Source organism: Micromonospora sp. NPDC049523 (assembly GCF_040676775.1).
GTDB lineage: Bacteria > Actinomycetota > Actinomycetes > Mycobacteriales > Micromonosporaceae > Micromonospora_G.
In genome coordinates this window covers 90769-112684 of sequence record NZ_JBFAPP010000024.1, presented here as the reverse complement: position 1 = coordinate 112684, position 21916 = coordinate 90769, and the positions used below count along the sequence as shown (strand labels likewise).

The following is a 21916-nucleotide window of genomic DNA, read 5'->3' as shown; positions in this document are numbered from 1 at the left end:
CGGCGCCGCCCCCCCCCGCCACCCCGCGGTTCGGGGGGCCCCCCCCCTCCAACCTGCCCCCCCCCCGACCCGCCTGCCCGGGCCCCCGGGTTCCGAAACTCCGGGGACCCGTTCCTGCCGCTTCGTCGGGCGGCCGAGCTGGTGTTACTTGGTGAGCGGGGCGAGCTTCGGGTCGTTGGCGTACGCCTCGACCGCGTTGGTCTTGGTGACGATCAGCGGCGGGAGCAGGTACGCCGGGACGACCTTGACGCCGTTGTTGTACGACTTGGTGTCGTTGGTCTCGGGGTCCTTGCCGCCCTGCAGGTCCTTGGCCATCTGGATGGCCTGCTTGACCAGGTTGCGGGTGTCCTTGTTGATGGTCGAGTACTGCTCGCCAGCCATGATCGACTTGACCGACTCGACCTCGGAGTCCTGCCCGGTCACCACCGGCAGCGGCTTGTTGGCGCCCTTGACCGAGGTGATGATCGCGCGGGCCAGGGTGTCGTTCGGGGAGAGCACGCCGTCCAGGGTCTTGCTGCTGTAGCTGGCGGTCAGCAGCGAGTCCATCCGCCGCTGTGCGTTTTCCGCCTTCCAGCCGTCGGTGGCGACCTGCTTGATGTCGGTCTGGCCGGAGCCGATCACGACGTTCCCGGCGTCGATCTCCTTCTTCAGCACGTCCATCGCACCGTTGAAGAAGACCCCGGAGTTGTTGTCGTCCGACGAGCCGGCGAACAGCTCGATGGTGTACGGGCCGGTCGGCTTCTTCTCCTTCATGCCCTTGAGCAGCGCCTCGCCCTGGAGCTGGCCGACCTTGAAGTTGTCGTAGGCGACGTAGTAGTCCACGCCCGCGGTGTTCGTGATCAGCCGGTCGTACGCGATCACGGTGATGCCGGCGGCCTTGGCGGCCTCGACCTGGGTCGAGAGCTGCGCGGCGTCGGTCGCGCCGATGATGATCACCTTGGCGCCCTTGGTGATCATCGCGGAGATCTGCGCCTGCTGGTCGGCGACGATGGTGGAGGCACCGGCGTACTGCACGTCGGACTGGAAGCCGGCCTCCTTCAGGCCGTTGGTGAACAGGTCACCGGCGAGGACCCAGTTCTCCGAGGTCTTCGACGGCAGCGCGACACCGATCAGCGCGTTCGCGGCGAAGCCCTTCTCCGACCCGGTCGAGCCGGAGTCGGAACCCTCACGTTCGGAGCAGGCGGTGAGTGCCAGCAGGGCGACGGCGCTGAGCGCGACGCTCCTGGCGAGGAACTTACGCATGGTGGTGGTGGCCCTTCTTCGAGGTGGCGAGGCAGATGTGTTCCGCCCCGTCGGCGGTGACCGTCAGCTGGCCACCGGGGTCTTCGCGGGCGCGGAGCCCGTCTCGGCGGTGGGCGCCGGTCCGACGGCGGCCTGCCGGCGGAACTGGCGCATGAACGCCCCCGTGATCGAGGTCCGTCCCTGGTTCTTGTTGTAGACGTCGAGCGCGACCGCCAGCAGCAGCACCAGGCCCTTGATGATCTGGACCCGGTCCGATCCGACACCCATGAGCTGCAGGCCGTTGTTGAGCACGGCCATCACCAGGCCACCGACGATCGAACCGCTGATGGTGCCGAGTCCACCCGAGACCGCGGCGCCTCCGATGAAGACGGCGGCGATGGCGTCGAGCTCCCAACCCAGCCCGTCCTGCGGTCCGGACGCGGCGGATCGGGCGACGAAGATCATGCCGGCGAGCGCCGCGAGGACCGACATGTTCATCATCACGAAGAAGTTGACCCGCCGGAGTTTGACACCGGACAGCTCCGCGGCCCGTGCGTTGCCGCCGACGGCGTAGATGTGCCGGCCGCCGGCCGTGTTACGGGTGATGAACGAGTAGGCGAGCACCAGGACGGCGAGGATGATGCCGGAGACCGGGAAGCTGGTGCCGACCCGGCCACCGGCGAACCGCAGGGTCACGTACACGATCACACCGAGCGCGACGGCGACCCGGAGCGCCGAGATCCACATTGGTGCGACCTCGGCCTCCATCTCCCGCCGGGTCCGGCGCAGCCGCCATTCCCGGATCACCACGGCCGCGCAGGCGGCGAGCCCGAGCAGCAGGGTGAGGTTGTTGTACCCGGTGTCCGGGCCGACCTCCCAAAGGAAGCCGGAGCCGATGAACCTGAACCCCTCGGGTACGGGAATGGTGTCGGCGTTGCCGATGAACTGGTTGCCGCCCCGGAACAGCATCATGCCGGCGAGGGTGACGATGAACGCCGGCACACCGACGTACGCCACCCAGAATCCCTGCCAGGCGCCGATCAGGGCGCCGACGGCCAGGCCGATCAGGATCGCCAGGAACCACGGCACGGAGTATTCCTGCATGACCTTCGCGACCACGATGCCGACGAACGCGGCGATCGAGCCGACGGAAAGGTCGATGTGACCGGCGACGATCACCATCAGCATCCCGATGGCGAGGATGAGGATGTAGGAGTATTGACTCACCAGCGAGATGAGGTTCCCCGAGTTCAGGGTGAGCCCGTTGGTCAGGAACTGGAACAGCAGGACGATCGCCACCAGCGTGAAGATCATCCCGAACTGTCGGGCGTTCGAGGTCGTCCCTCCGAACAGGGACTTCTGGAGGTCTTTCATACGACTCATGGCGTCTGCGTCTTCTTCGCTGAGGTCATCTGCTTCAACAGGGTCTCCGGGTCCGCGTCCCGCTTGTCGATGTTGCCGGTGATGGTTCCTTCGAACACCGTGTAGATGCGGTCACACAGGCCGATCAGCTCGGGCAGCTCCGAGGAGATGATGACGACGCCCTTGCCCTGGTCGGCGAGCCGCTGGATGATGCCGTAGATCTCGTACTTGGCGCCCACGTCGATGCCGCGGGTCGGTTCGTCGAGGATCAGCAGGTCCGGGTCGGTGAACATCCACTTCGCCAGGACCACCTTCTGCTGGTTGCCACCCGAGAGCTTGGTCACGCCCTCGTCGACGGTCGGCGCCTTGACCCGCAGGCTGGTCCGGTACCCCTCGGCCGCGCGGTACTCCTTCACCTGGTCGAGCACCCCGTGGGTGGAGACCTTGGGCAGCTTGGCCGAGACCATCGAGGTCTTGATGTCGTCGAGCAGGTTCAGGCCGATCGACTTGCGGTCCTCGCTGACGTACGCCAGCCCGTGGTCGATCGCGTCCGACACGGACTTCAGCACGATCTCCCGACCGTCCTTGAAGATCTGCCCGGACAGATAGGTGCCGTAGGACCGACCGAAGACGCTCATCGCCAACTCGGTACGCCCGGCGCCCATCAGCCCGGCGAAGCCGACGATCTCGCCGCGACGGACGTTGAAACTGGAGCCCTTGCAGACCAGACGCTCGGCCGAGATCGGGTGGCGGACCGTCCAGTCGCGCACCTCGAAGAACACCTCCCCGATCGAGGGGGTGTGTTCCGGGAACCGGCTGCTCAGCTCCCGGCCGACCATGCCGCGTACGATCCGGTCCTCGTTGACGCCCTCCGCCTTGACGTCGAGCGTCTCGATGCTCCGGCCGTCGCGCAGGATCGTGATCGAGTCGGCGATCTGCTCGATCTCGTTCAGCTTGTGCGAGATGATGATCGAGGTGATGCCCCGCTCCTTGAACCCGCGCAGCAGGTCGAGCAGGTGTTGCGAGTCGGCCTCGTTCAGGGCCGCGGTCGGCTCGTCGAGGATGAGCAGCTTGACGTCCTTCGCGAACGCCTTCGCGATCTCGATGAGCTGCTGCTTGCCGACGCCGATGTCCTTGATGAGGGTGTCCGGGTCCTCCCGCAGTCCCACCCTCGCCATCAACTCCAGCGCCCGGCGGTTCGCGGCCTTCCAGTCGATCGCGCCCGCACGGCGGGGCTCGTTGCCGAGGAAGAGGTTCTCGGTGATGGACATGCCGGGGACCAGCGCGAGTTCCTGGTGGATGATCACGATGCCGGCGTGTTCGCTGGCCCGGATGTCGGAGAACCGGCACTCGGCGTTGCGGTAGACGATGTCACCGGAATAGCTGCCGTACGGGTACACCCCGCTCAGCACCTTCATCAGGGTCGACTTGCCGGCGCCGTTCTCGCCGCAGATCGCGTGGATCTCACCGGCCCGGACCACCAGGTTCACGTCGGCGAGCGCCTTGACGCCCGGGAACTCCTTGGTGATCGAACGCATTTCCAGCAGGATGGGACCGTCACTCATGGCTGCGGCTCCCGGCCGGGTTCGCACACGCGCACGCGGGTGCCGCGGCCGAAGCCGCCAGGTGGTCACGCCCCGGTAGCCGGAGGCACCCGGGCGCGCTCGCCCGCAGCGGGCCGCGCCACGTCACCAACGTCATCGTTGCCTCCGTGGAAGTTCGACATCAGCCGTTCAGTCTTGTAGCGGCAAGCAACCTATGGGAGCCGAGGATGTTTCGCAACATTTGATCGCGCTCCCTCACGGGGACACTTATGGAGGTCACAGCCCGGATAGCGCTCCACGGCCGCGCTAATGCCGCTGAGTCGGACAAAGCGGGCCGACCAGGTCAAGGTCATACTTGGTCGGTGACGTCCACAGTGTGGTTCGTGGGGGTGTCGACCGCTGAGTCGACAGTCAACCACGCGTTTCCGATCTGGATGGCCGACCTCGGTCTCGACGTACGCCTGACCGGCCGCGACGTGCCGCTCGGTGCGCCCGCCGGGGTGTACCGCACCCTGGTCGAGGAACTGGTCGCCGACAATGAGGCGCTCGGCGCGGTCGTCACCTCACACAAGGTGGCCCTGCTGACCGCAGCCGGCGACCTGATCGGCCGACTCGACCCGCTGGCGGCCGAATGTGGCGAGGTCAACGCCCTGCGCCGCAGCTCAGGTGGCCTGACGGGCTTCGCCCGGGATCCGATCTCGGTCGGTCGGGTGGTCGACCGGATCTGGCCCCACGGTGAACGGGTGGTGTGTCTCGGCGCGGGCGGCACCGCGATCGCCCTCGGCCGGCACCTGCTGGCCCGACCGGACCCGCCCGCCCGGTTGGTGTTCACCGACCGCGACGACAGGGCCCGCGACCACCTGCGTTCGGTCCTCGGCCCCTGGGCTGCCGATCGCGGGGTCCGTCTCGAGGTGCACGTCGGTGCCGGCCCGTGGGACGGCACGGTCGAGCGGAGTCCGGCCGGGACGTTGGTGGTCAACGCCACCGGGCTGGGCAAGGACCGGCCCGGCAGTCCGCTGTCGCCGGTCGCCGAATTCCCGCCCGGCGCGGTGGTGTGGGACCTGAACTACCGCGGTGACCTGGCCATACTGCGCCAGGCCCGGCGTACGGACGGGTTGGCCGTGCACGACGGGTGGGAACTGTTCTGCCACGGTTGGGCCGCGGCGCTCGGTCCGATCCTCGACCTGCCCGGCGAGGTGCACACCGCCGACCGGTTCGCCGCGCTCGCCGCACCACTGCGGTCCGTGGTCAATTGACCACCAGTCCCCGGCACAGCTCGACCACCTCGTCGGCGCATCCCCAGGAGAGCGTGACACCGGCTCCACCGTGTCCGTAGTTGTGCACCAGCGTGGATCCGCCCGGCAGGACCGCGGCGTCGACCGCCACCCGTGCCCCGCCGTGCCGCGCTGGCCGCAGCCCGACCAGGTGTGCCAGCACCGGCGCGCCGGCCAGTTCCGGCACCAGGGCGACGCACCGGTCGAGGATGGCCCGCCCGGTGGCCTCGTCCGGTGTGGTGTCCCACACGTCACGGTCGAAGGTGCCGCCGAGCACCACGTCCCGGCTGCGCGGATGCACGTACGTCATCCCGGCCGGGTTCTCCTCGTCCCGTACGGAGACGTGCAGTCCGGGGTTGCCGACCAGCACGATCTGACCACGGGCCGGATGAACCGCCTCGTCACCGGCCAGCACGCCAGCGGCCAGGCCGGTGGCGTTCACCACCACCGGGGCCAGTTCGGCGACGTCGGCCAGCCGGGTCACCCGTCGCCGTACCAGCATCCCGCCGGCCGCCGTGACCTGCTGCAGCAGCCAGTCGAGGTAGGGGCCCATCTCCACCGACGGGACGGTGAACCGCCACTCACCGGCGTAGCCGTCCGGTAGACCGGCCGCGGCGGTCACGCGGAAGTCCGGTACGGCGGCCGCCCACCACGGTGACAACCCGTCCACGCCGCGCAGCAGCATCCGGGTCGGCCGCATCACCACCCCAGGCACGCCCCGTCGTGCCTGCTCGACCAGTTCCTCGAAGGTGCGCCGGGACCAGTCCAGCACCCGCGGGTCGCCCTCGGTGCGGGTCGGGTACCAGACCGCCGCGGCGATCCGCGACACCGTCGCCGCCGGTTCGTCCGCCGTCACCACGGCCACCCGTACGCCGTCACGCTGCAACCTCGCCGCACAGGTGAGACCCACCACCCCGGCGCCGACGACCACCACGTCAACCATGCGTCCAGCGAACTCCCCCGGTGCCGTCCACGTCCAGGGCGAACCCGGCGGCGGCCCTTCCGGCGGCAACGGACGGCGGTGCCCCGGCCACCGGGACGGATGATCCGTTTCGGCGACCGGGGCACGATCGGGTGTCGCGAATAGAGTTCAGATGATCGGAATCCCCACTACGGGCAGTCGAACCAGCGGGTTTCCTCGCCGTCGCCGTAGTACGCGTTCATCGGGCACTGGTACCAGATCCGGGTGGCTTCCGAATAGACCATCGCATATTCGGGGTACCACTCGGATCCGTTGCTGCCCTTGTAGACGCCGATGAAGTCGGGCCGCCCGATGTCGAACCAGGAGAACGGACCGAACGTATCGTTGCTGTTGCGCTCGAAGTTGTCGACGGAATTATCGAGGTTGACATAACCCGGGGACTCGGCGAGCGTGCCGTAGACCTTCATCCGGACGGTGGCGTCGGTGCCCGCGTCCTGGATGTTGGCGGTGTGCACGAAGATCCAGTACCTGGTGACGGCGTTGATGCCGACGTCGCCCTGCTTTGCGGCCGGGGCCGCGGCGGCAGCGCTGCCGGCGCCGAGCGCGCCCATCAGGACGACGAGAGCGCTGGCGAGCACGATCGGGATACGGAAACGCATGACGACCTTCCCTGCGATAGAGATCCGGAAATCGGGTGGAGATCCGGAATGGTGCACGTCGGCGGGTTGCCGGCGCTGCACATGAATCTCGCAGGGCCTCCCACAACGGTGCTGACGCGACGCTGAAACCGTGGATGGTCCAATGTCCGACTGAGCCGTCCGGGACCCGTCGCGCCGCCGATAACCTGGGCTCAAATATCCGGTGGGGTGGGGGCGGGACGATATGCGCGTCAGGCTGCTCGGGCCGGTGGACGTGACCGTCGGCGGCGCACCGCGTACGTTTTCCGGGTTGCGACGCAAGGCGGTGCTCGCCGTACTCGCCCTGCATCCCGGCGAGATCGTCAGCACCGACCGGCTCATCGACGTCGTCTGGGGCGACCGGGCACCGGCAACCGCGCTGAACAGCCTGCAGAGCCACGTGTCGTACCTGCGCCGCACGATCGGCGCGCCGGCTCCGATCGTGGCCCGGCGACCGGGTTACCTGCTGGACCTGCCCGCCGAGGCGGTGGACGTCGGTGCGGCCGAACACCTGATCCGGCAAGGCACCAGGTCCGCCGACCACGCGCACGCCGACACCTGCCTGCGGGCCGCCCTCGACCTGTGGCGCGGACGGGCGCTGGTGGACGTCGCCGGCCCGGTCTGGCTGGACGAGCAGGCCGAACGGCTGGAGCGGGTCCGTCTGGTGGCCGTACGGGCCCTCACCGACGTCCGGCTGGCGCTGGGTGAACACGCCCGGCTGGTGCCGGAACTGGAGCTGCTGAGCCAGGAACACGACCTCGACGAGCACATCCACGAACAGCTCATGCTCGCGCTCTACCGGGCCGGCCGGCAGTCCGACGCGCTGGCGACGTACCGCCGGTTGCGGCACCGGCTCGGGGAGGACCTGGGCATCGAGCCCGGGCCAACGCTGCGTGATCTGGAGAACGCGATCCTGCTCCAGGATCCGGCGCTCGACCCGGTGCCGCCCGCGATCGAGGTGGGTGCCGGGCCGGCGGCGGTGGACCACTCCGGGCCCGCCGCCGCGCGCGGCTCGGTGCCGGCCCAGCTTCCGCCCGCCGTACGCGCCTTCGCCGGCCGCGGCGCCGAACTCGGCCGGCTCGACCGGCTGCTCGGCGGATTCGACGGCGCCGGTCCCCCGACGCCGATCATCGCCGCCGTTTCGGGCACTCCGGGGGTGGGCAAGACGACCCTGGCGGTGCACTGGGCACACCGGGTCGCAGGCCACTTCGAGGACGGTCAGCTCTACGTCAACCTGCGCGGGTTCGACGCCGGCGGATCCGTGATGGACCCGGCCGAGGCGGTCCGGGGCTTCCTGGACGCGCTCGGTGTGCCGGTGGAACGGATTCCGGTCGGGTTGGCACCGCAGGCCGCCCTGTACCGCAGCCTGCTGGCCGGCAGACGGATCCTGGTGGTGCTGGACAACGCCCGCGACCCGGACCAGGTCCGGCCGCTGCTGCCCGGCTCCGCCGGCTGCCTCGTGCTGGTTACCAGTCGCAGTCAGCTCACGCCGCTGATCGCCGCCGAGGGCGCGTACCCGCTCGCGCTGGATCCGCTACCGACGGTCGAGGCCCGTGACCTGCTCGTCCGCCGGCTCGGTACGGCGCGGGTGGCCGAGGAACCCCACGCCGTCGACCAGATCATCGCGAGCTGCGCGGGGTTGCCGCTCACCCTCGCGATCGCGAGTTCCCGGGCCGCGACCCGCCCCGGCTTCCCCCTGGCCGCGCTCGCCGACGAACTGCGCAGCGCCGCGGGTGCGCTGGACGCCTTCGACGGCGGTGACCCCGCCACCGACGTACGCGGTGTCTTCTCCTGGTCCTACCGGGCGCTGAGCCCGGACGCCGGTCGACTGTTCCGGCTGCTCGGGCTGCATCCCGGTCCGGACATCTCGGCCCCCGCCGCGGCCAGCCTCGCCGGTGTGCCGCCGCGCCAGGCACGTACGCTGCTGGCCACCCTCGCCCGCGCCCACCTGCTGGTCGAGCACACCGCCGGCCGGTTCGGCTTCCACGACCTGCTGCGCTCGTACGCCGCGGAGCTGACCCGCGAACTCGAAAGCGAGTCCGAACGCCGGGGGGCGACGCACCGGCTGCTCGACCACTACCTGCACTCGGCGTACGCCCAGGCCCGGCTGTTGCAGCCGTTCCGGGACCTGATCGACCTGGAACCCGCCCGCCCCGGCGTCACGGCGGCGGTCAGCACGGACGCCGACGCCGCGCTGGCCTGGTTCAGCGCCGAGCATCCGGTACTGCTCAACGCGGTCGCGCGAGCCGCCGACGAGGGCCTGCACGGCCACGTCTGGCGGCTGGCCTGGACCATGGCCGACTTCCTGGACCGCAAGGGGCACTGGCGGGACTGGGCGGCCACCCAGGAAACCGCGCTCGCCGCCACCCGGCGACTGGCCGACCGCCGGGCCGCGGCGAGCGTGCACTGCGGTCTCGGGCGGGCCCGGGCGCAACTGGGCCGGTTCGCCGACGCGCACGCCCACCTGCGCCTCGCGGCGGGCCTGTACGGCGACCTCGGTGACCTGGCCGGGCAGGCACACACCGACCGGTGCATCGCCTGGGTGTACTCCCGGCAGGGACGACACCGGCAGGGGCTCGCCCACGCCCAGCGGGCACTCGGCCTGTTCGAAACCGTGGGTGACCTCGCCATGCTGGCCCGTGCGCTCAACTCGGTCGGCTGGCAGTACGCCCAACTGCACGACCACGGGCAGGCCCTGCACCACTGCGAACGCGCGCTCGTGCTGCTGCGCCGGGTCGGCGACCGGTTCGGTGAGGCGAACACCTGGGACAGCCTCGGTTACGCCCACCACCATCTCGGCAACTACCGGCAGGCGATCGCGTGCTACCGCCGGGCGGTCGACCTGTTCCGTAACGTCGGCGACCGCTACTACGAGGCCGACACGCTCACCCACATCGGCGACAGCCACCACGCCTCGGGCGTCCCGGAAGCCGCGCGGCAGAGCTGGCTCGTGGCCCTCGACATCCTCGACGCGCTCGGCCATCCCGACGCCGAGCAGGTACGGGCCAAGGTGCACCGGACCGGACAACGTCCGCTGCCGCCCAGGACACCGGTACCGCCGGTGCACGCCTTGCGACGCTCGGACGAGGCCGCGTTCACCGGCGGCTGCTGACCACCCCGATCGACCCGAGGATCGTCGTACGGCCGGACGGCGTGTGCGGCGTCGGATCGTACGCCCGTAGGCTGCCCCCGCGACAGATTGATCCACAGGGGAGAGTGCTCGGCGTGAACGAGGTTCCGGCTGCCGTCAGATCACGAGTGGCGAGCTGGTGTGAGCGGGTGGTGGGCGCCGAGTGGTTCAACGCGGTCGCCTTCGGCGTGATCATCGTCAACGCGGTCGTGCTCGGTGTCGAGACGTACGACAGGGCCCTGGACCGGGCCGGCGGCGCCCTGCTGGCCGTGGAGTACGCCTGCCTGGCCTGCTTCACCCTCGAACTGGGGCTGCGGTTCGGCGCGCACCTCGCCGCCCCGCGCGGCTTCTTCCGCGACGGGTGGAACGTCTTCGACCTGCTGGTGGTCTGCGCGCCGCTGCTGCCCGGGGTACGGGAGAACGTCACCCTGCTGCGGCTGTTCCGGCTGGCCCGGGTCGTCCGGGCGGTACGCCTCTTCCCCAGCCTGCGGATGATCATCGGCGGGGTGCTGCGCAGCCTACCCGGACTGGGCAGCTTCCTGCTGATCGCGACGCTGACCGTCTACCTCTACGCGATGGTCGGCTGGATGACCTTCGGTGACGCCTACCCGGACCGGTACGGCACCGTCGGGCGGGCCATGCTCACCCTGTTCCTGCTGCTCTCGCTGGACGGCATCACCGACGCGCTGGAAACCGGTCGACTCGTCTCCGAGTGGAGCATCCCCTACTACACGTCGTACATCATCGTGGCGTCGTACCTGCTCACGAACCTGCTGATCGGCATCGTACTCAAGGCCCTCGAGGAGGCCCACCAGGCCGAGCAGCCGGCCGCGGCAGCGGTACCCGAGCAACAGCCGACCCCTGCGCCTGCGCCTCCGGCCGTCCCGGACCCGCCGGAGAGCACACAGCTCGTCGACGAACGGCTGCGCGAACTGCGGACCGCGTTGAACGCCCTCGAGGCCGAGTTGGTCCGGCAGCGGCAGCCCGCCCCGAGTCCGGCCCGGCCGCGCCGCAGGCGGTCGAAAGCCCGGCGTACGGCCGGCAGCCGCACCTGATCATCGGACCCGACCGCGTACCACTATCGCGATCGGGTGGTCGCGAACCGGCACCCGAACGCGACCGCCCGGGTGCCGTGGAACGCGCGGCCGCGGCACCTACGCCACCGCGCTCTGACGACCTGTTCCCTTCCTAGGTCGAATAGGACAGCAGCAGGTGCTCACCGTCGGTCGCCGGCTCGAGGTCGAGGTAGCGCCAGAGCATCGCGGACAGCTCCTTGGTCTCCTCCCACCGGTCGTGCCGGTGGGCGTAGTCCGTCACCGCCATCAGGTTCGACCGCTCCGCGTCCAGCCAGCGCCGGGCCGCCCCCGGGTCGGCGAACGACGGCAGCGTCCCCGGGTAACCGCCGCGGCTGAGCCAGTCGTACCGGTCGTCCGGTGAGGCCACGTCCAGCGCGGCGATCGCGGCATGCCGGTAGTAGTCGACCAGGACGTCGACCCGCCGGCGCTCGTCGTCACGAAGCAGCTCGTTGGCGTACGCGCGGAGCAGGTCGTGCAACTCCATCCGGTCGCCGTCCACCCGCTGGACCAGGTGGGTGCGCAGCAGCGTCTCCAGGGGCCGGTGCAGCTGTGCCGGGTGCAGGCCGGCGAGCGCCGCCGCGGCGTACCGGTCGAAATCCCCGGGGTGCAGGGCGAGCAGCCGGAACAGGCGCATCGCCGGCGGATCCAGCCGCCGGTACGACCAGGAGAAGACCGCCCGGACGTCGGTACGTTCGTCGCCGCCCGCGTCGAGCAGGTCGAGCCGGTGCTGCTCGTCGGCGAGGTCCACGGCAAGGTCCGCCAGCGGGGCGGTCGGGCGGGCGGCGGCCAGGTCCCCGGCGATCCGCAGGGCGAGCGGGAGCTGGGCGCAGCTCCGGGCGAGCACGGCGGCCGACTCCGGGTCGGCCGTGACCCGCGGCCCGACGAGCGCTCCCAGCAGGCGCAGCGACTCGTCCAGCGGCAGGCGGTCCAATGCCACCCGGCGTGCGCCGTGCCGCACGGCCAGCGCGGTCAACCGGTCGCGGCTGGTGACCAGCACGAAGCAGGACGCCGTGCCGGGCAGCAGCGGGCGTACCTGCTCGACCGAATTCGCGTTGTCCAGCACCAGGAGCATCCGCCGGCCGGCGACCAGGGACCGGAACCGGGCCGCGAGTTCGTCGACGCCGCCCCACGGCTGGGCCCGGTTGCCGTCGAGCGCGTGCAGGAAACCCTCGAGCGCGCGGACCGGCGTGACCGGTGCGTCCACGTCGTACCCACGCAGGTCGAGGTAGAGCTGCCCGTCGGGGAACGTGGCGGCCACCCGGTGCGCCCAGTGCACCGCCAGCGCGGTCTTGCCGACTCCCGCCGTACCCGAGACGACCGCGACCGCCCCCGCCGACGCCGCCGTGGTCAGCAGGTCGTCCAGGGCGGCGGATTCGGCTTCGCGGCCGGTGAAGGCCGGCACGTCGCCGGGTAGTTGACGCGGCGGGTCCGCGGCCGGTAGCAGGCCCGGCACCGGGCGCGCCGTCGGGCCGGTCGCGGTGAGTTCCAGGTGCGCGGCGACCGCCTGCCGGTGCCCGGAGCGTCGTTCCGCCAGCTCCTGTAAGAGCCTGCGGTACGACGAACGCCAGTCGTCCAGGTCGGCGGGGTGCCCGCCGAGACGGGCGCAGGTGCGCACGTACGCCTCGACGAACTCCCACGACGGCTTGGAGACACCGGCGAGCTTGTCACTGATCGTCGACCGGGGAAACGACCGGCCGGCCTCCCTCATGTACTCCGCCAGGTCCCGCACCGACGGTCCACCGCATACCGCGCGCAACTCGCGCAACCGGGCCGCGAACTGTGCCAGCGGCTCTTCATGTGCCATTCCCCGACGCTAGGCGACACCGGCCGTGGGAAATCCACAGTGTCCAGACTCCGTCCGCAATCATCGTCGGAAGCCACCGAATGTGCTCTACGCCGCTGCGCTGCGTATCCGCAGCGTCGTCGGGGACCCGTCAGCCCGCCCCGCCCAGCAGGCCGTCGACCAGTTCGCGCGGCAACCCGTGGGTGTCGTGCAGGTAGTGGTAGTCCTGGTCGGTCAACGGACCACGAGAACGGGTCCGGGAGACCAACGGACGCCCGCGCTGGACCAGGTCCCGGAACCGGCGCTCCTCCTCGCAGAGCAGATCGCGCAGGTCACCGACGTCCACCCGTTGGCGGAACCGGTCGAGGGTGTGCAGCAACGGCTCCGGGGGCAGGTCGGACAGGCTCGACGAGAGGTCGTCCCGCCAGAGCGTGGTGAGCACCCGGCGAACCAGCCGGCGCAGCACGTACCCCCGACCGGTGTTCGACGGTCGTACGCCGTCACCGACGACCACGACGGCGGACCGCAGGTGGTCGCAGACCCGGCGCAGCGACTCCCCTTCCTGTCCCCACAGCCCCGAGACGGTACGCACCCACGGCTCGAAGCCGTCGCCCTCGAACACCGAACGTCCGCCGCGTAGCACCATCTCCATCCGCTCCAGCCCCATGCCGGTGTCGACGTTGGGCTGCCGCAGCGGTTCGAGGCGGCCGTCGTCGTGGCGGTGGTAGCGCATTCCGACGTGGTTCCAGACCTCCATCCAGCGGTCGTCGGTCCCCGGCGTGCCCTCCGGCGGGGTCTGTCCGGTCCAGACGAATATCTCCGAGTCTGGGCCGCAGGGTCCCGTCGGCCCGTTCGACCACCAGTTCTCCTCCCCGGTCAACTCCACCGGTACGCCGAGTTCGCCCCAGGTCCGCAGCGAACCGGTGTCCGGCCCGACGAGGTCGTCGCCGCCGAAGACCGTGGCGTGCAGCCGGTCCCGGTCGATGCCGAAGCCCTCGCGCAGCAGGTCGTAGCCCCAGCGCAGGCTCTGCGAGCCGTCGTAGTCACCGAGCGACCACGACCCCAGCATCTCGAACACGGTCAGGTGGGTCGGGTCGCCGACCTCGTCCAGGTCGGTGGTGCGCAGGCAGCGCTGGAGGTTCACCAGCCGCCGCCCGAGCGGGTGCGGACGCCCCAGCAGGTACGGGGTCAGCGGGTGCATGCCGGAGGTGGTGAAGAGCACCGGGTCACCCGGCGGCGGGATCAGCGAGGTGTCGGGCACCAACAGGTGTCCCCGCTCGCGGTAGTAGTCGACGAAGGTGCGGACGATCCGGTCCGGTGTCATGGCAGCGGCCTTTCGAGTCATGACGACCGGAAAGGGGGCTACTGGCGCGGGACGGGCTGGGATGAACCGATGCGCCGGGCGACCGTTTCCGGTCGCCGGCGGGGAATCGGGAGATCAGGCGGCGGCAACCGACGAGCTGGTAGCTCGCGCGGTTGCGGCGGTGTACCCATGGGTGATCTCCACGTCCCCGACTGTATCGCCGTAGCGGGCCAGCGCCCAGCGGTTTACACCCCGCCGGGTCCCCGTCCCGACAGAAGGGGCGCCGGGTGGATCGTCGCTACGATCTTCGGGTGTCGCTCAACCCATGGAAAATCCGGCTGGTGACGTCGGCGTCGGCGGTTGTCATCCTGGCCGTCGCCCTGGGCATCCGCGCGTTCTTCGGCGGTGCCCTGGAGCAGTACTCGGGCACGGCCCTGTACGCGTCGATCGTCTACGCCGCGGTGGTGTTCGTGTGGCCACCGATCACCGCGCTGGTGGCCGGCGGGTTCACCACGGGATTCTGTTGGCTGGTCGAGATCGCACAACTGACTCCCGTACCGGCTGCGCTGTCGGCGCGCAGCCTGCTGGCCCGGTTCGTGCTGGGTGTGCAGTTCGACCCGGTAGACCTGGCCTGGTACCCGGTCGGCGTCGTACCGCTGGTCGTGCTGCACCGGCTGATCCGCGTACGGGCCCGGAACCGGACAGTCGGTACGGCCACCGCCTCGGTGTGAGTCCTCATCCCTTCCGTCGGTCGGGAATGCGGCGCAACAGTACGGGTAAGCGGCCGGGGCCGCGTCCCGCGGCGAGCTGAGGAGCGCACCGGAGCTGAGGGGATCTCATGTCGCGCCACCGGGGGCACCCGCTGACCAACCTGGCCAACGGCGTCCTGGCCGGCGCGGCCGCCACCCTGGCCCGTGAGCTGGTCAGCAACCTGGACGTGGTGGTACGGGCGCGCCCGATGAGCAACAGCCACGAGCGGATGGTGCAGCGGCTCGTGGCCAAGGCCCACCTGAGCCTCGGCCCGGAGGAGCCGGCCGCGAAGCGCCGTGCCGGCCTCGGACCACTGCTCGGGTTCGCCAACGGGGTGCTGACCGTCGCCCTCTTCGCCACGCTCACCGGACGACGGCGTCCGGCGCCACCGGTGGCGGCGGCACTGATCGGGCTCGGCGGCATGCTGGTCGCGGACGGCCCGATGGCGGCGTTGGGCGTGACGAACCCCCGGCGGTGGGGGGCACAGGACTGGTTCGAGGACGCGCTGCCGTACGTCGCCTACAGCCTGACCGCCGTCGCGACGCTCTACCGGCTCGACCGGGCGTGATCGCGGGCAACCGGCGGCGGTCACGCCGGAGGCATGGGTTGTTCCGGACCGGTGCTCCGGGCCCGGAGCGCGTCGGCGACCGCCACCCCGGCCAGTACCGCCGCCGCCGCGGCGCCGGCAACCAGCGGTGAGGTGTGCACCAGCGCCAACGCGAGCAGGCCCAGCGCCACGAAGCCGCCGGTACGGGACCGGGACACCCGGGCGAACACCTGGTACTCGAACAACGCCCGCCCGACCAGGAACAGCGCCGGCCCGCCCAGGATCGCGTACAGCCAGACCGGGCTGGTGTGCCCGAGCGGGTGGGCGATGGAGAGTTCGTAGCCGACCGCGGTGAGCACGATGCCGGCGACCATGAACAGGTGCGAGAAGGACATCGACACGCCGAACCGGAGCTGCCGGCGGGCGACGCTGATGGCCAGTGGCAGCAGATGTCCGGCCTGGTGGAAGTAGACCCGCCAGAGCAGCACGGTGGTCAGGAACGCCACCAGGAACGCGGTGCTCCGGTCGAGGGCGAAGCTGGCCCCGCTGAAGGTCAGGCCGATCACCAGGACCGACTCGCCCAGGGTGACCAGCAGGAACTGCTGGTAGCGCTCGGCCAGGTGCTCACCGGCGATCGACACCCCCTCGGTACGGGCCCGGCCCAGCCTGGGAGTGGGCCAGTCCAGCATCACCCCGCCGTAGTCGAGCAGCACCGCCGCGGTCCACAGCACGCCGCGCAACCAGGGCTGCGCGACCAGGGCACCGAGCAACCAGGGCACCGTGCTCAGTCCGAGCCAGAAGAGCAACCGGAAGCCGACGTCCCGTTCGGAACGGTTGATCACCAGAAGGAACAGGGTCCGGCCGATCTGGATCGCGACGTACGCCCCGGCGAACACGACGGCCCGCTCACCGAAGCCCTTCGGCACCGCGACCGCCATCACCAACGCGCCGAACATGGTGCCCACCACCATGAGCTGGATCGCCGGCTGGTCGGGGTCCAGCCGACTGGTGACCAACGCGGTGAACGACCAGACCAGCCAGAGGGCCAGGAAGAGCAGTAGCGTCTGACCGACCTCGGACAACAGGATCCGGCGCTCGTCACCGAAGTCCGTGATCAACCGTTGCGAGATCCGGGTCAGCGCGAAGACGAAGACGAGGTCGAAGAAGAGTTCGAGGAACGTGGCCCGCTGCGTACTCTCCGCGCTGCGCAGCACACCGGGCTGCTCGGCACCGGTCATCGGGCGGGCAGACCGAAGACGTACACGGCTCCCTCCTCACCGATCGACGATCTCCAGGTCCCAACGAGCCAGCACACGGCCCGGACGCTGGGTCGCGACCGCGGGGCCGGTGCGGCGGGCAACAGCGCCCGCCGCACCGGTCGACTCAGTTGTAGTTCAGGTACGGCTGGACCACCGTCATCCGGTAGCCGGCCGCCCACATCTCCCCGTTCTTCGCCATCAGCTCCGGGAAGGTCCAGGCGGTGACGGACGGCCGCCCGTCGCTGCCCGGCTCCCAGATCGCGTCGTAGCGCAGCGCGCCGCCGACCGTCCGGTAGACGTTCAGGTACTTGATCCGGTAGCCGATCGCCCAGTTGTTGGAGTTCGCCTGGATCATCTCGTCCCAGGTCGCGCCGAGGATCGTCGGCCGGAGGTCCGTACCCGGCATCCAGATGCCGATGTAGCGGATGTCGCCGGACGTCGAGCCGGACTGGTTAACACCGCTCGCCTGGATCAACCGGTAACCCTGGGCCCGCATCCGGGTGTCCTCGGCGCGGAACGCCGCCAGCGTCCAGTCCACCACGAACCGACGGCCGTCGGTGCCCGGCTTCCAGATCGCGTCGTAGAGGATCGCCCCGTTGTGTAGGTAACGGTTGATCCGCCAGACCCGCAGCCCCTGCGCCCAGTAGACCGAGTTCTGCGCGAAGAACTGGGCCTCGGTCCAGCCGACCACGAACGGGCTGACGCCGGTGCCGGGCTTCCAGATCGCGTCGTAGCGCAGCTCGCCGTTGTCCAGCTTCACCTGGGTCAGCGAATCGATCCGGTAGCCCAGGTCGAACAGCTCCGAGTTGCGCTGGAGCAGTTGGCTCGCGGTGTGGGTGTGTGCCGTGGGCCGGCCGTCGCCGCCCGGTTCCCAGATGGCGTTGAACCGCACCACGGACGCGGCGACCGCCGCCCGGTCCGCCGGTGCCGGTCGGGCCGCCGCCGGCGCCGCGGCCACCGCGACAACCGCGGTCAGGCCCACGAGTACGCCGATCGTGCTGGTCAGGGCAGTGAGCCTGCCCCTGCTGGAGATCTTGGACATTGCCGGGTTCCCCCTCGTCGAGTGTTACGGCGGGCACCGTTCGGAACCCGCTGGATCGATGTCTAGTCGCCGACTCGTTGTCCGGCTTCGGGCCGGCAAGCCGGACAATCAACTGCGGACAAGCTGGACCGAAATGGACCTTGGAGGGCTGGGTGCCACGGCCGGAGGGTGAGCTGGGTCCGGGCGACCCGGAGATCATGGAATTCGCGGCCGGGCTGCGCCTGCTGCGGGAGAAGGCCGGCCGGCCGGGCTACCGGGAACTGGCCCGGCGGGCGCACTTCTCCGCCACTACCCTGTCCGAGGCCGCCGGGGGCAGGCGGTTGCCGACGCTCGCGGTCACCCTGGCGTACGTGGCGGGGTGCGGTGGGAACGGTCCGGAGTGGGAGCAGCGGTGGCGCCACGCCGCCCGGTCGGCAGCACCCGGAACCGTTGCCGGTGGGATGTCACCCGACCCGGACGGGACCGACCAGGAGGTGCCGTACCAGGGACTGGCCGCGTACGGGCCGGAGCGGGCCGAGTGGTTCTTCGGGCGTGAGGACCTGGTCGACGACCTCCTGCGGCGGTTGGCGCGAGCGCGACTCGTCGGGGTATTCGGCGCCTCCGGCAGCGGCAAGTCTTCCCTGCTGCGGGCGGGACTCGTACCGGCCGCACTCGCCGGACGTACCCCGCAGTCGCAGCCCTCGGCGGAACCGGAACCGGAACCGGGGCCGCGCCGGCCGGTGGTGCTGGTGTTGACGCCGGGAGCCGACCCGGTGGGCGAGTTGGCGGTACGGCTGGCCCGGTTGACCGGCGTGCCGGCCGGGGCGTTGCGTGCCGACCTGGCCGCCGACCCGGCGCACCTGCACCTGACGATTCGTCAGGCGGTCGGCGGTGAGCCCGCGGACCCGGAGTTATGGCTGGTCGTGGACCAGTTCGAAGAGGTCTTCACGTTGTGCCGAGACGGCGCGACACGGGAGCATTTCGTGGCCGCCCTGCTGGCCGCGGTACGGGCACCGGACAGCCGGCTGCGGGTGGTCCTCGGCGTCCGGGCCGACTTCTACGGCCGCTGCGCCGAGTTGCCGGACCTGCCGGCGGCGCTGACGCAGGCGCAGGTGCTGCTCGGACCGATGACGCCGCCGCAGGTCCGCGACGCGGTCGTCCGACCGGCCGAGCGGGCCGGCGCGATGGTCGAGGGCGCCCTGGTCTCGACCATCGTCGCGCAGGTCGCCGGGCGGGCCGGCGCCCTGCCGATGGCATCGCACGCGTTACTGGAGGCGTGGTGGCGACGCCGGGGCAACGCCGTGACCCTGGCAGGTTACGAAGCCGCCGGCGGGTTGGACGGCGCAGTCGCCCAGACCGCCGAGCGGATCTGGCAGGAGTTCGACACCGACCAGCGGCGGGCGGCCCGGCAGGTGCTGCTGCGGATGGTCGAGGTCGGCACCGGGGACGAGCCGGTGACCAGCCGCCGGCTGGCGCGCGACGAACTCGACGACGCCGACCCGGTCACCGCGTCCGTACTGGAGCGGTTGGCGGGCGCGCGACTGGTCACCGTGGACGGGCAGTGGGTCCGGGTGGCCCACGAGGCACTGCTCGACGCCTGGCCCCGGCTGCGGGACTGGCTCGACGAGGACCGCGAGGGCGTACGGACCCACCGCCAGCTCACCCAGGCCGCGGCGGTGTGGCAGTCGCTGGACCACGACCCGGGCGCGCTGCTGCGCGGGCTGGCCCTGTCCCGGACCCGGGTCTGGGCGGATGCCCAGCCGGACAGTCTGACCCGCGCCGAACGGGACTTCCTCGCCGGCAGCCAGCGGGCCGACGAGTTACGGCTCACCAGGAGGCGTCGGCGGGGACGGGTCGTGCTCGGCACCCTCGCCGGGGTGGCCTCGGTTGTCACCGTGCTCGCGTCGCTGGCGGTCGTCCAGGCCGGACGCGCCGCCGACCAGCGGGACAACGCCCTGCACGGGCAACTCGTCGCCGGGGCCAGAGCGCAGATGGAACGCGACCCGCAACTGGCCTTCCTGCTGGCGCGGGAGGCGTACCGGTTCCGGCCGGACGTACGGGCCGAGACCGTGCTGCGGCAGGCCACCCTGAACTGGCGGGAGCTGTCGGTCCGGTCGGTGTTCGGGCCGCGGAACCGGGCGGCGGCGCTGACCAGGGACGGCCGCCACGCGGTCGCCGGCACCCCCGACGGCACCGTACGGGTCTGGCACGCCACCGACTCCTCCACCGCCCTCGCCCCGGCGCTGCCCGATCCCGGCGCGGACCTGCGTACGGTGGCGATCAGCGGCGACGGCCGGTGGGTGGCCGCCTCGTACAACCAACCGGTGGTGCGGATCTGGGACGCCTCGGCACCCGACCGGGGGCCGATCCTGCTGCCCGGCCACACCGGCCCGGTACGCGACGTCCGGTTCAGCCCCGACGGACGGTACCTGGCCAGCGGGGACGCGGACGGGACCGTACGGCTGTGGGACCTGTCCGGGACTGCGGCCGTACCTCGGGTGATGCCGTACAACGGTCGTGGTGGCGTCTTCACGCTGGCCTGGTCTGCCGACGGGCGGCGGCTGGCCGCCGGCACCGGGTTGTCACCGGCCCGGATCTGGGACCTGGCCGAGCCCGGGCGGCCCCCGGTGGAACTGCCCGACTCCGTCGACACCGACGAGTTGCTGTTCAGCCCGGACGGCAGCCGGGTGGCTGGCGGCCAGGCCGGCACCCTGCGGATCTGGGCGGCGTCCGGTGGGCCGCCGACCGTACTGGGGCGGCTGCGCGGGGTGACCCCGGCGACGTTCAGCCCGGACGGGCAACGGCTGATCACCACCAACGGGTACGGCGTACTCGGGTTCTGGGACACCACCGTGCCCGGTGACCCGCTGCCGCTGCGCGGCCACGCCGGTGCCGTACGGGCCGCCACGGTCGGGCCGGACGGACACCTGGTGAGCGTCGGCGAGGACGGCACGATCCGCTCCTGGGACATCGACGGGCCGTTCCACCCGGACGTCACCCACCCGCACGACGACCTGGTGCACGTGGCCCGGTTCAGCCCCGACGGCCGCCACCTCGCCACCGGCGGCATCGGCGACGGACTGGTCCGGATCACCACGATCACGCCGACTCCCACCGGCGACATCACGCTCGCCGCCGAGCCCGCCGAGACGACAACCCTGCCCGGTCACTCCGGCATGGTGTCGGAGGTGGCGTTCGCACCCGACGGCACCCGCGTGGCCAGCCTCGACTCGGCCGGCACCGTACGGATCTGGGCCTGGCCGACCGGTACGCTGACCGCCACCTTCGACGCGGCCGGATCCAGCCGGCTCGTCTTCGGCCCGGACAGCCACCGGCTGCTGACCAGCGGACCGGGCGGCGTACGGGTCTGGGACGGGATCGAGGCCGGTACGCCGAGCGCCGTGCTGCTGGCCCCCGCCGGTTCCGTTGCCGCGTTCGCCCCGGACGGACGGCACGTGGTGACCGGGGCCGAGGACGGCACCGTCTCGATCCGACCGGTGACCGCCGGCACCACCGAAGGGGTGTCCCTCGGCCGGCACGACGGGGCGGTGACCTCGCTGTCGTACAGCCCTCGCGGTGGCAGCGTCGCCAGCCTCGGACTGGACAGCACGATTCGGATCTGGCCGGTGGACGGCGGCGCGGCGACCCTGTTGGCCGCCGCCGGGCAGGGCGCGGCCACCACCCGGCTGACCTACACCCCGGACGGTCGCCATCTGGCGCTGCTCGGTGGTGGCGAGCTGACCGGAATTCAGCTCTGGGCCGCGGATGCCGGCACCACCGAGCCGGTCACCCTGCATCCGCTGGGACCGGGGCCGCTCGGTTTCGCGTTCAGCCCCGACGGTGGGCGCGCGGCGACGGTCCACTCGGACGGTTCGGTCCGTACCTGGAACTGCGACGTCTGCGGTCCGGTCGACCGGGTCCTCGCCGCCGCCGCGAGCAGGCAGGACCGGCCCTTCACCCCCGACGAACGGCGGGCCTTCCTGCTCGACCGCTGAACCGGCACGGGACGCGGTGGCGACCGATTCGCCGCGCCCACGGGAAAGGGTT

15 protein-coding genes are annotated in these 21916 nt (G+C 71.1%); 6 read left to right on the top strand and 9 right to left on the bottom strand.

Translation table 11 applies throughout. From position 1 onward, the window contains the following. Positions 1–144: 144 nt before the first annotated feature. The 3 genes from AB0J90_RS29550 to mmsA form a co-directional block, all read right to left on the bottom strand. A complete protein-coding gene (locus tag AB0J90_RS29550; protein ID WP_363601390.1) occupies positions 145–1242 on the bottom strand; it encodes a sugar-binding protein in 1098 nt (365 codons plus the stop codon). Between the two features lie 63 nt (positions 1243–1305). Further along, positions 1306–2604 (bottom strand): multiple monosaccharide ABC transporter permease, encoded by a 1299-nt coding sequence (mmsB, locus tag AB0J90_RS29545; protein ID WP_363601388.1) that lies wholly within the window; start codon positions 2602–2604, stop codon positions 1306–1308. Then, positions 2601–4148, bottom strand: a complete 1548-nt coding sequence (gene mmsA / locus AB0J90_RS29540; protein WP_363601386.1) for a multiple monosaccharide ABC transporter ATP-binding protein — start codon at positions 4146–4148, stop codon at positions 2601–2603. The genes mmsB and mmsA overlap by 4 nt, the downstream gene beginning before the upstream one ends. Positions 4149–4489: 341 nt before the next feature. Here mmsA and AB0J90_RS29535 point away from each other — a divergent pair, with 341 nt between their 5' ends. Continuing rightward, complete coding sequence (locus AB0J90_RS29535; protein WP_363601385.1) at positions 4490–5383, top strand: hypothetical protein; 894 nt, start codon at positions 4490–4492, stop codon at positions 5381–5383. Here AB0J90_RS29535 and AB0J90_RS29530 read toward each other — a convergent pair. Both AB0J90_RS29530 and AB0J90_RS29525 read right to left on the bottom strand, forming a co-directional pair. After that, positions 5376–6344 carry an FAD-dependent oxidoreductase gene (locus AB0J90_RS29530; protein WP_363601383.1) on the bottom strand — a complete coding sequence of 323 codons (969 nt, stop codon included), beginning with the start codon at positions 6342–6344 and terminating at the stop codon, positions 5376–5378. The two genes, AB0J90_RS29535 and AB0J90_RS29530, sit on opposite strands and share 8 nt — an antisense overlap. 167 nt (positions 6345–6511) lie before the next feature. Then, positions 6512–6982 carry a PLAT/LH2 domain-containing protein gene (locus tag AB0J90_RS29525; RefSeq protein ID WP_363601381.1) on the bottom strand — a complete coding sequence of 157 codons (471 nt, stop codon included), beginning with the start codon at positions 6980–6982 and terminating at the stop codon, positions 6512–6514. Positions 6983–7205: 223 nt separating this feature from the next. On the opposite strand from AB0J90_RS29525, the gene AB0J90_RS29520 reads away from it, so the two are divergent. Continuing rightward, on the top strand, positions 7206–10112 hold the full coding sequence (locus tag AB0J90_RS29520; RefSeq protein WP_363601379.1) for a BTAD domain-containing putative transcriptional regulator: 2907 nt from the start codon (positions 7206–7208) through the stop codon (positions 10110–10112). A 113-nt stretch (positions 10113–10225) separates the two neighbouring features. After that, on the top strand, positions 10226–11185 hold the full coding sequence (locus tag AB0J90_RS29515; protein WP_363601377.1) for an ion transporter: 960 nt from the start codon (positions 10226–10228) through the stop codon (positions 11183–11185). A gap of 133 nt (positions 11186–11318) precedes the next feature. Here the strand turns inward: AB0J90_RS29515 and AB0J90_RS29510 are convergent, their stop codons facing one another. Further along, complete coding sequence (locus AB0J90_RS29510; RefSeq protein WP_363601375.1) at positions 11319–13010, bottom strand: NB-ARC domain-containing protein; 1692 nt, start codon at positions 13008–13010, stop codon at positions 11319–11321. Between the two features lie 130 nt (positions 13011–13140). Next, complete coding sequence (locus AB0J90_RS29505) at positions 13141–14313, bottom strand: alanine--tRNA ligase-related protein (protein WP_363601373.1); 1173 nt, start codon at positions 14311–14313, stop codon at positions 13141–13143. Positions 14314–14603: 290 nt separating this feature from the next. Between AB0J90_RS29505 and AB0J90_RS29500 the strand changes: the two genes are divergently transcribed. Both AB0J90_RS29500 and AB0J90_RS29495 read left to right on the top strand, forming a co-directional pair. Further along, the gene (locus tag AB0J90_RS29500; protein ID WP_363601371.1) at positions 14604–15023 is read left to right on the top strand and encodes a DUF2809 domain-containing protein; all 420 of its coding nucleotides are present in this window, start codon (positions 14604–14606) and stop codon (positions 15021–15023) included. 107 nt (positions 15024–15130) lie between these two features. After that, a complete protein-coding gene (locus AB0J90_RS29495; RefSeq protein WP_363601369.1) occupies positions 15131–15610 on the top strand; it encodes a hypothetical protein in 480 nt (159 codons plus the stop codon). A gap of 20 nt (positions 15611–15630) precedes the next feature. Here AB0J90_RS29495 and AB0J90_RS29490 read toward each other — a convergent pair whose 3' ends face one another. After that, entirely contained in the window at positions 15631–16827 is a 1197-nt protein-coding gene (locus AB0J90_RS29490) for a low temperature requirement protein A (protein ID WP_363601367.1), read from the bottom strand. A 145-nt stretch (positions 16828–16972) separates the two neighbouring features. Next, positions 16973–17890: a hypothetical protein gene (locus tag AB0J90_RS29485; RefSeq protein ID WP_363601366.1), complete on the bottom strand. Its 918-nt coding sequence runs from the start codon at positions 17888–17890 to the stop codon at positions 16973–16975. A gap of 152 nt (positions 17891–18042) precedes the next feature. On the opposite strand from AB0J90_RS29485, the gene AB0J90_RS29480 reads away from it, so the two are divergent. Next, on the top strand, positions 18043–21864 hold the full coding sequence (locus tag AB0J90_RS29480) for a hypothetical protein (RefSeq protein WP_363601364.1): 3822 nt from the start codon (positions 18043–18045) through the stop codon (positions 21862–21864). The last annotated feature ends 52 nt before the right edge of the window (positions 21865–21916 follow it).

Coding starts and splice junctions, on each gene's coding strand:
- AB0J90_RS29550 (WP_363601390.1), bottom strand. CDS start 1,242: ATGCGTAAGTTCCTCGCCAGGAGCGTCGCGCTCAGCGCCGTCGCCCTG.
- mmsB (WP_363601388.1), bottom strand. CDS start 2,604: ATGAGTCGTATGAAAGACCTCCAGAAGTCCCTGTTCGGAGGGACGACC.
- mmsA (WP_363601386.1), bottom strand. CDS start 4,148: ATGAGTGACGGTCCCATCCTGCTGGAAATGCGTTCGATCACCAAGGAG.
- AB0J90_RS29530 (WP_363601383.1), bottom strand. CDS start 6,344: ATGGTTGACGTGGTGGTCGTCGGCGCCGGGGTGGTGGGTCTCACCTGT.
- AB0J90_RS29525 (WP_363601381.1), bottom strand. CDS start 6,982: ATGCGTTTCCGTATCCCGATCGTGCTCGCCAGCGCTCTCGTCGTCCTG.
- AB0J90_RS29520 (WP_363601379.1), top strand. CDS start 7,206: ATGCGCGTCAGGCTGCTCGGGCCGGTGGACGTGACCGTCGGCGGCGCA.
- AB0J90_RS29510 (WP_363601375.1), bottom strand. CDS start 13,010: ATGGCACATGAAGAGCCGCTGGCACAGTTCGCGGCCCGGTTGCGCGAG.
- AB0J90_RS29505 (WP_363601373.1), bottom strand. CDS start 14,313: ATGACACCGGACCGGATCGTCCGCACCTTCGTCGACTACTACCGCGAG.
- AB0J90_RS29495 (WP_363601369.1), top strand. CDS start 15,131: ATGTCGCGCCACCGGGGGCACCCGCTGACCAACCTGGCCAACGGCGTC.
- AB0J90_RS29490 (WP_363601367.1), bottom strand. CDS start 16,827: ATGACCGGTGCCGAGCAGCCCGGTGTGCTGCGCAGCGCGGAGAGTACG.
- AB0J90_RS29485 (WP_363601366.1), bottom strand. CDS start 17,890: ATGTCCAAGATCTCCAGCAGGGGCAGGCTCACTGCCCTGACCAGCACG.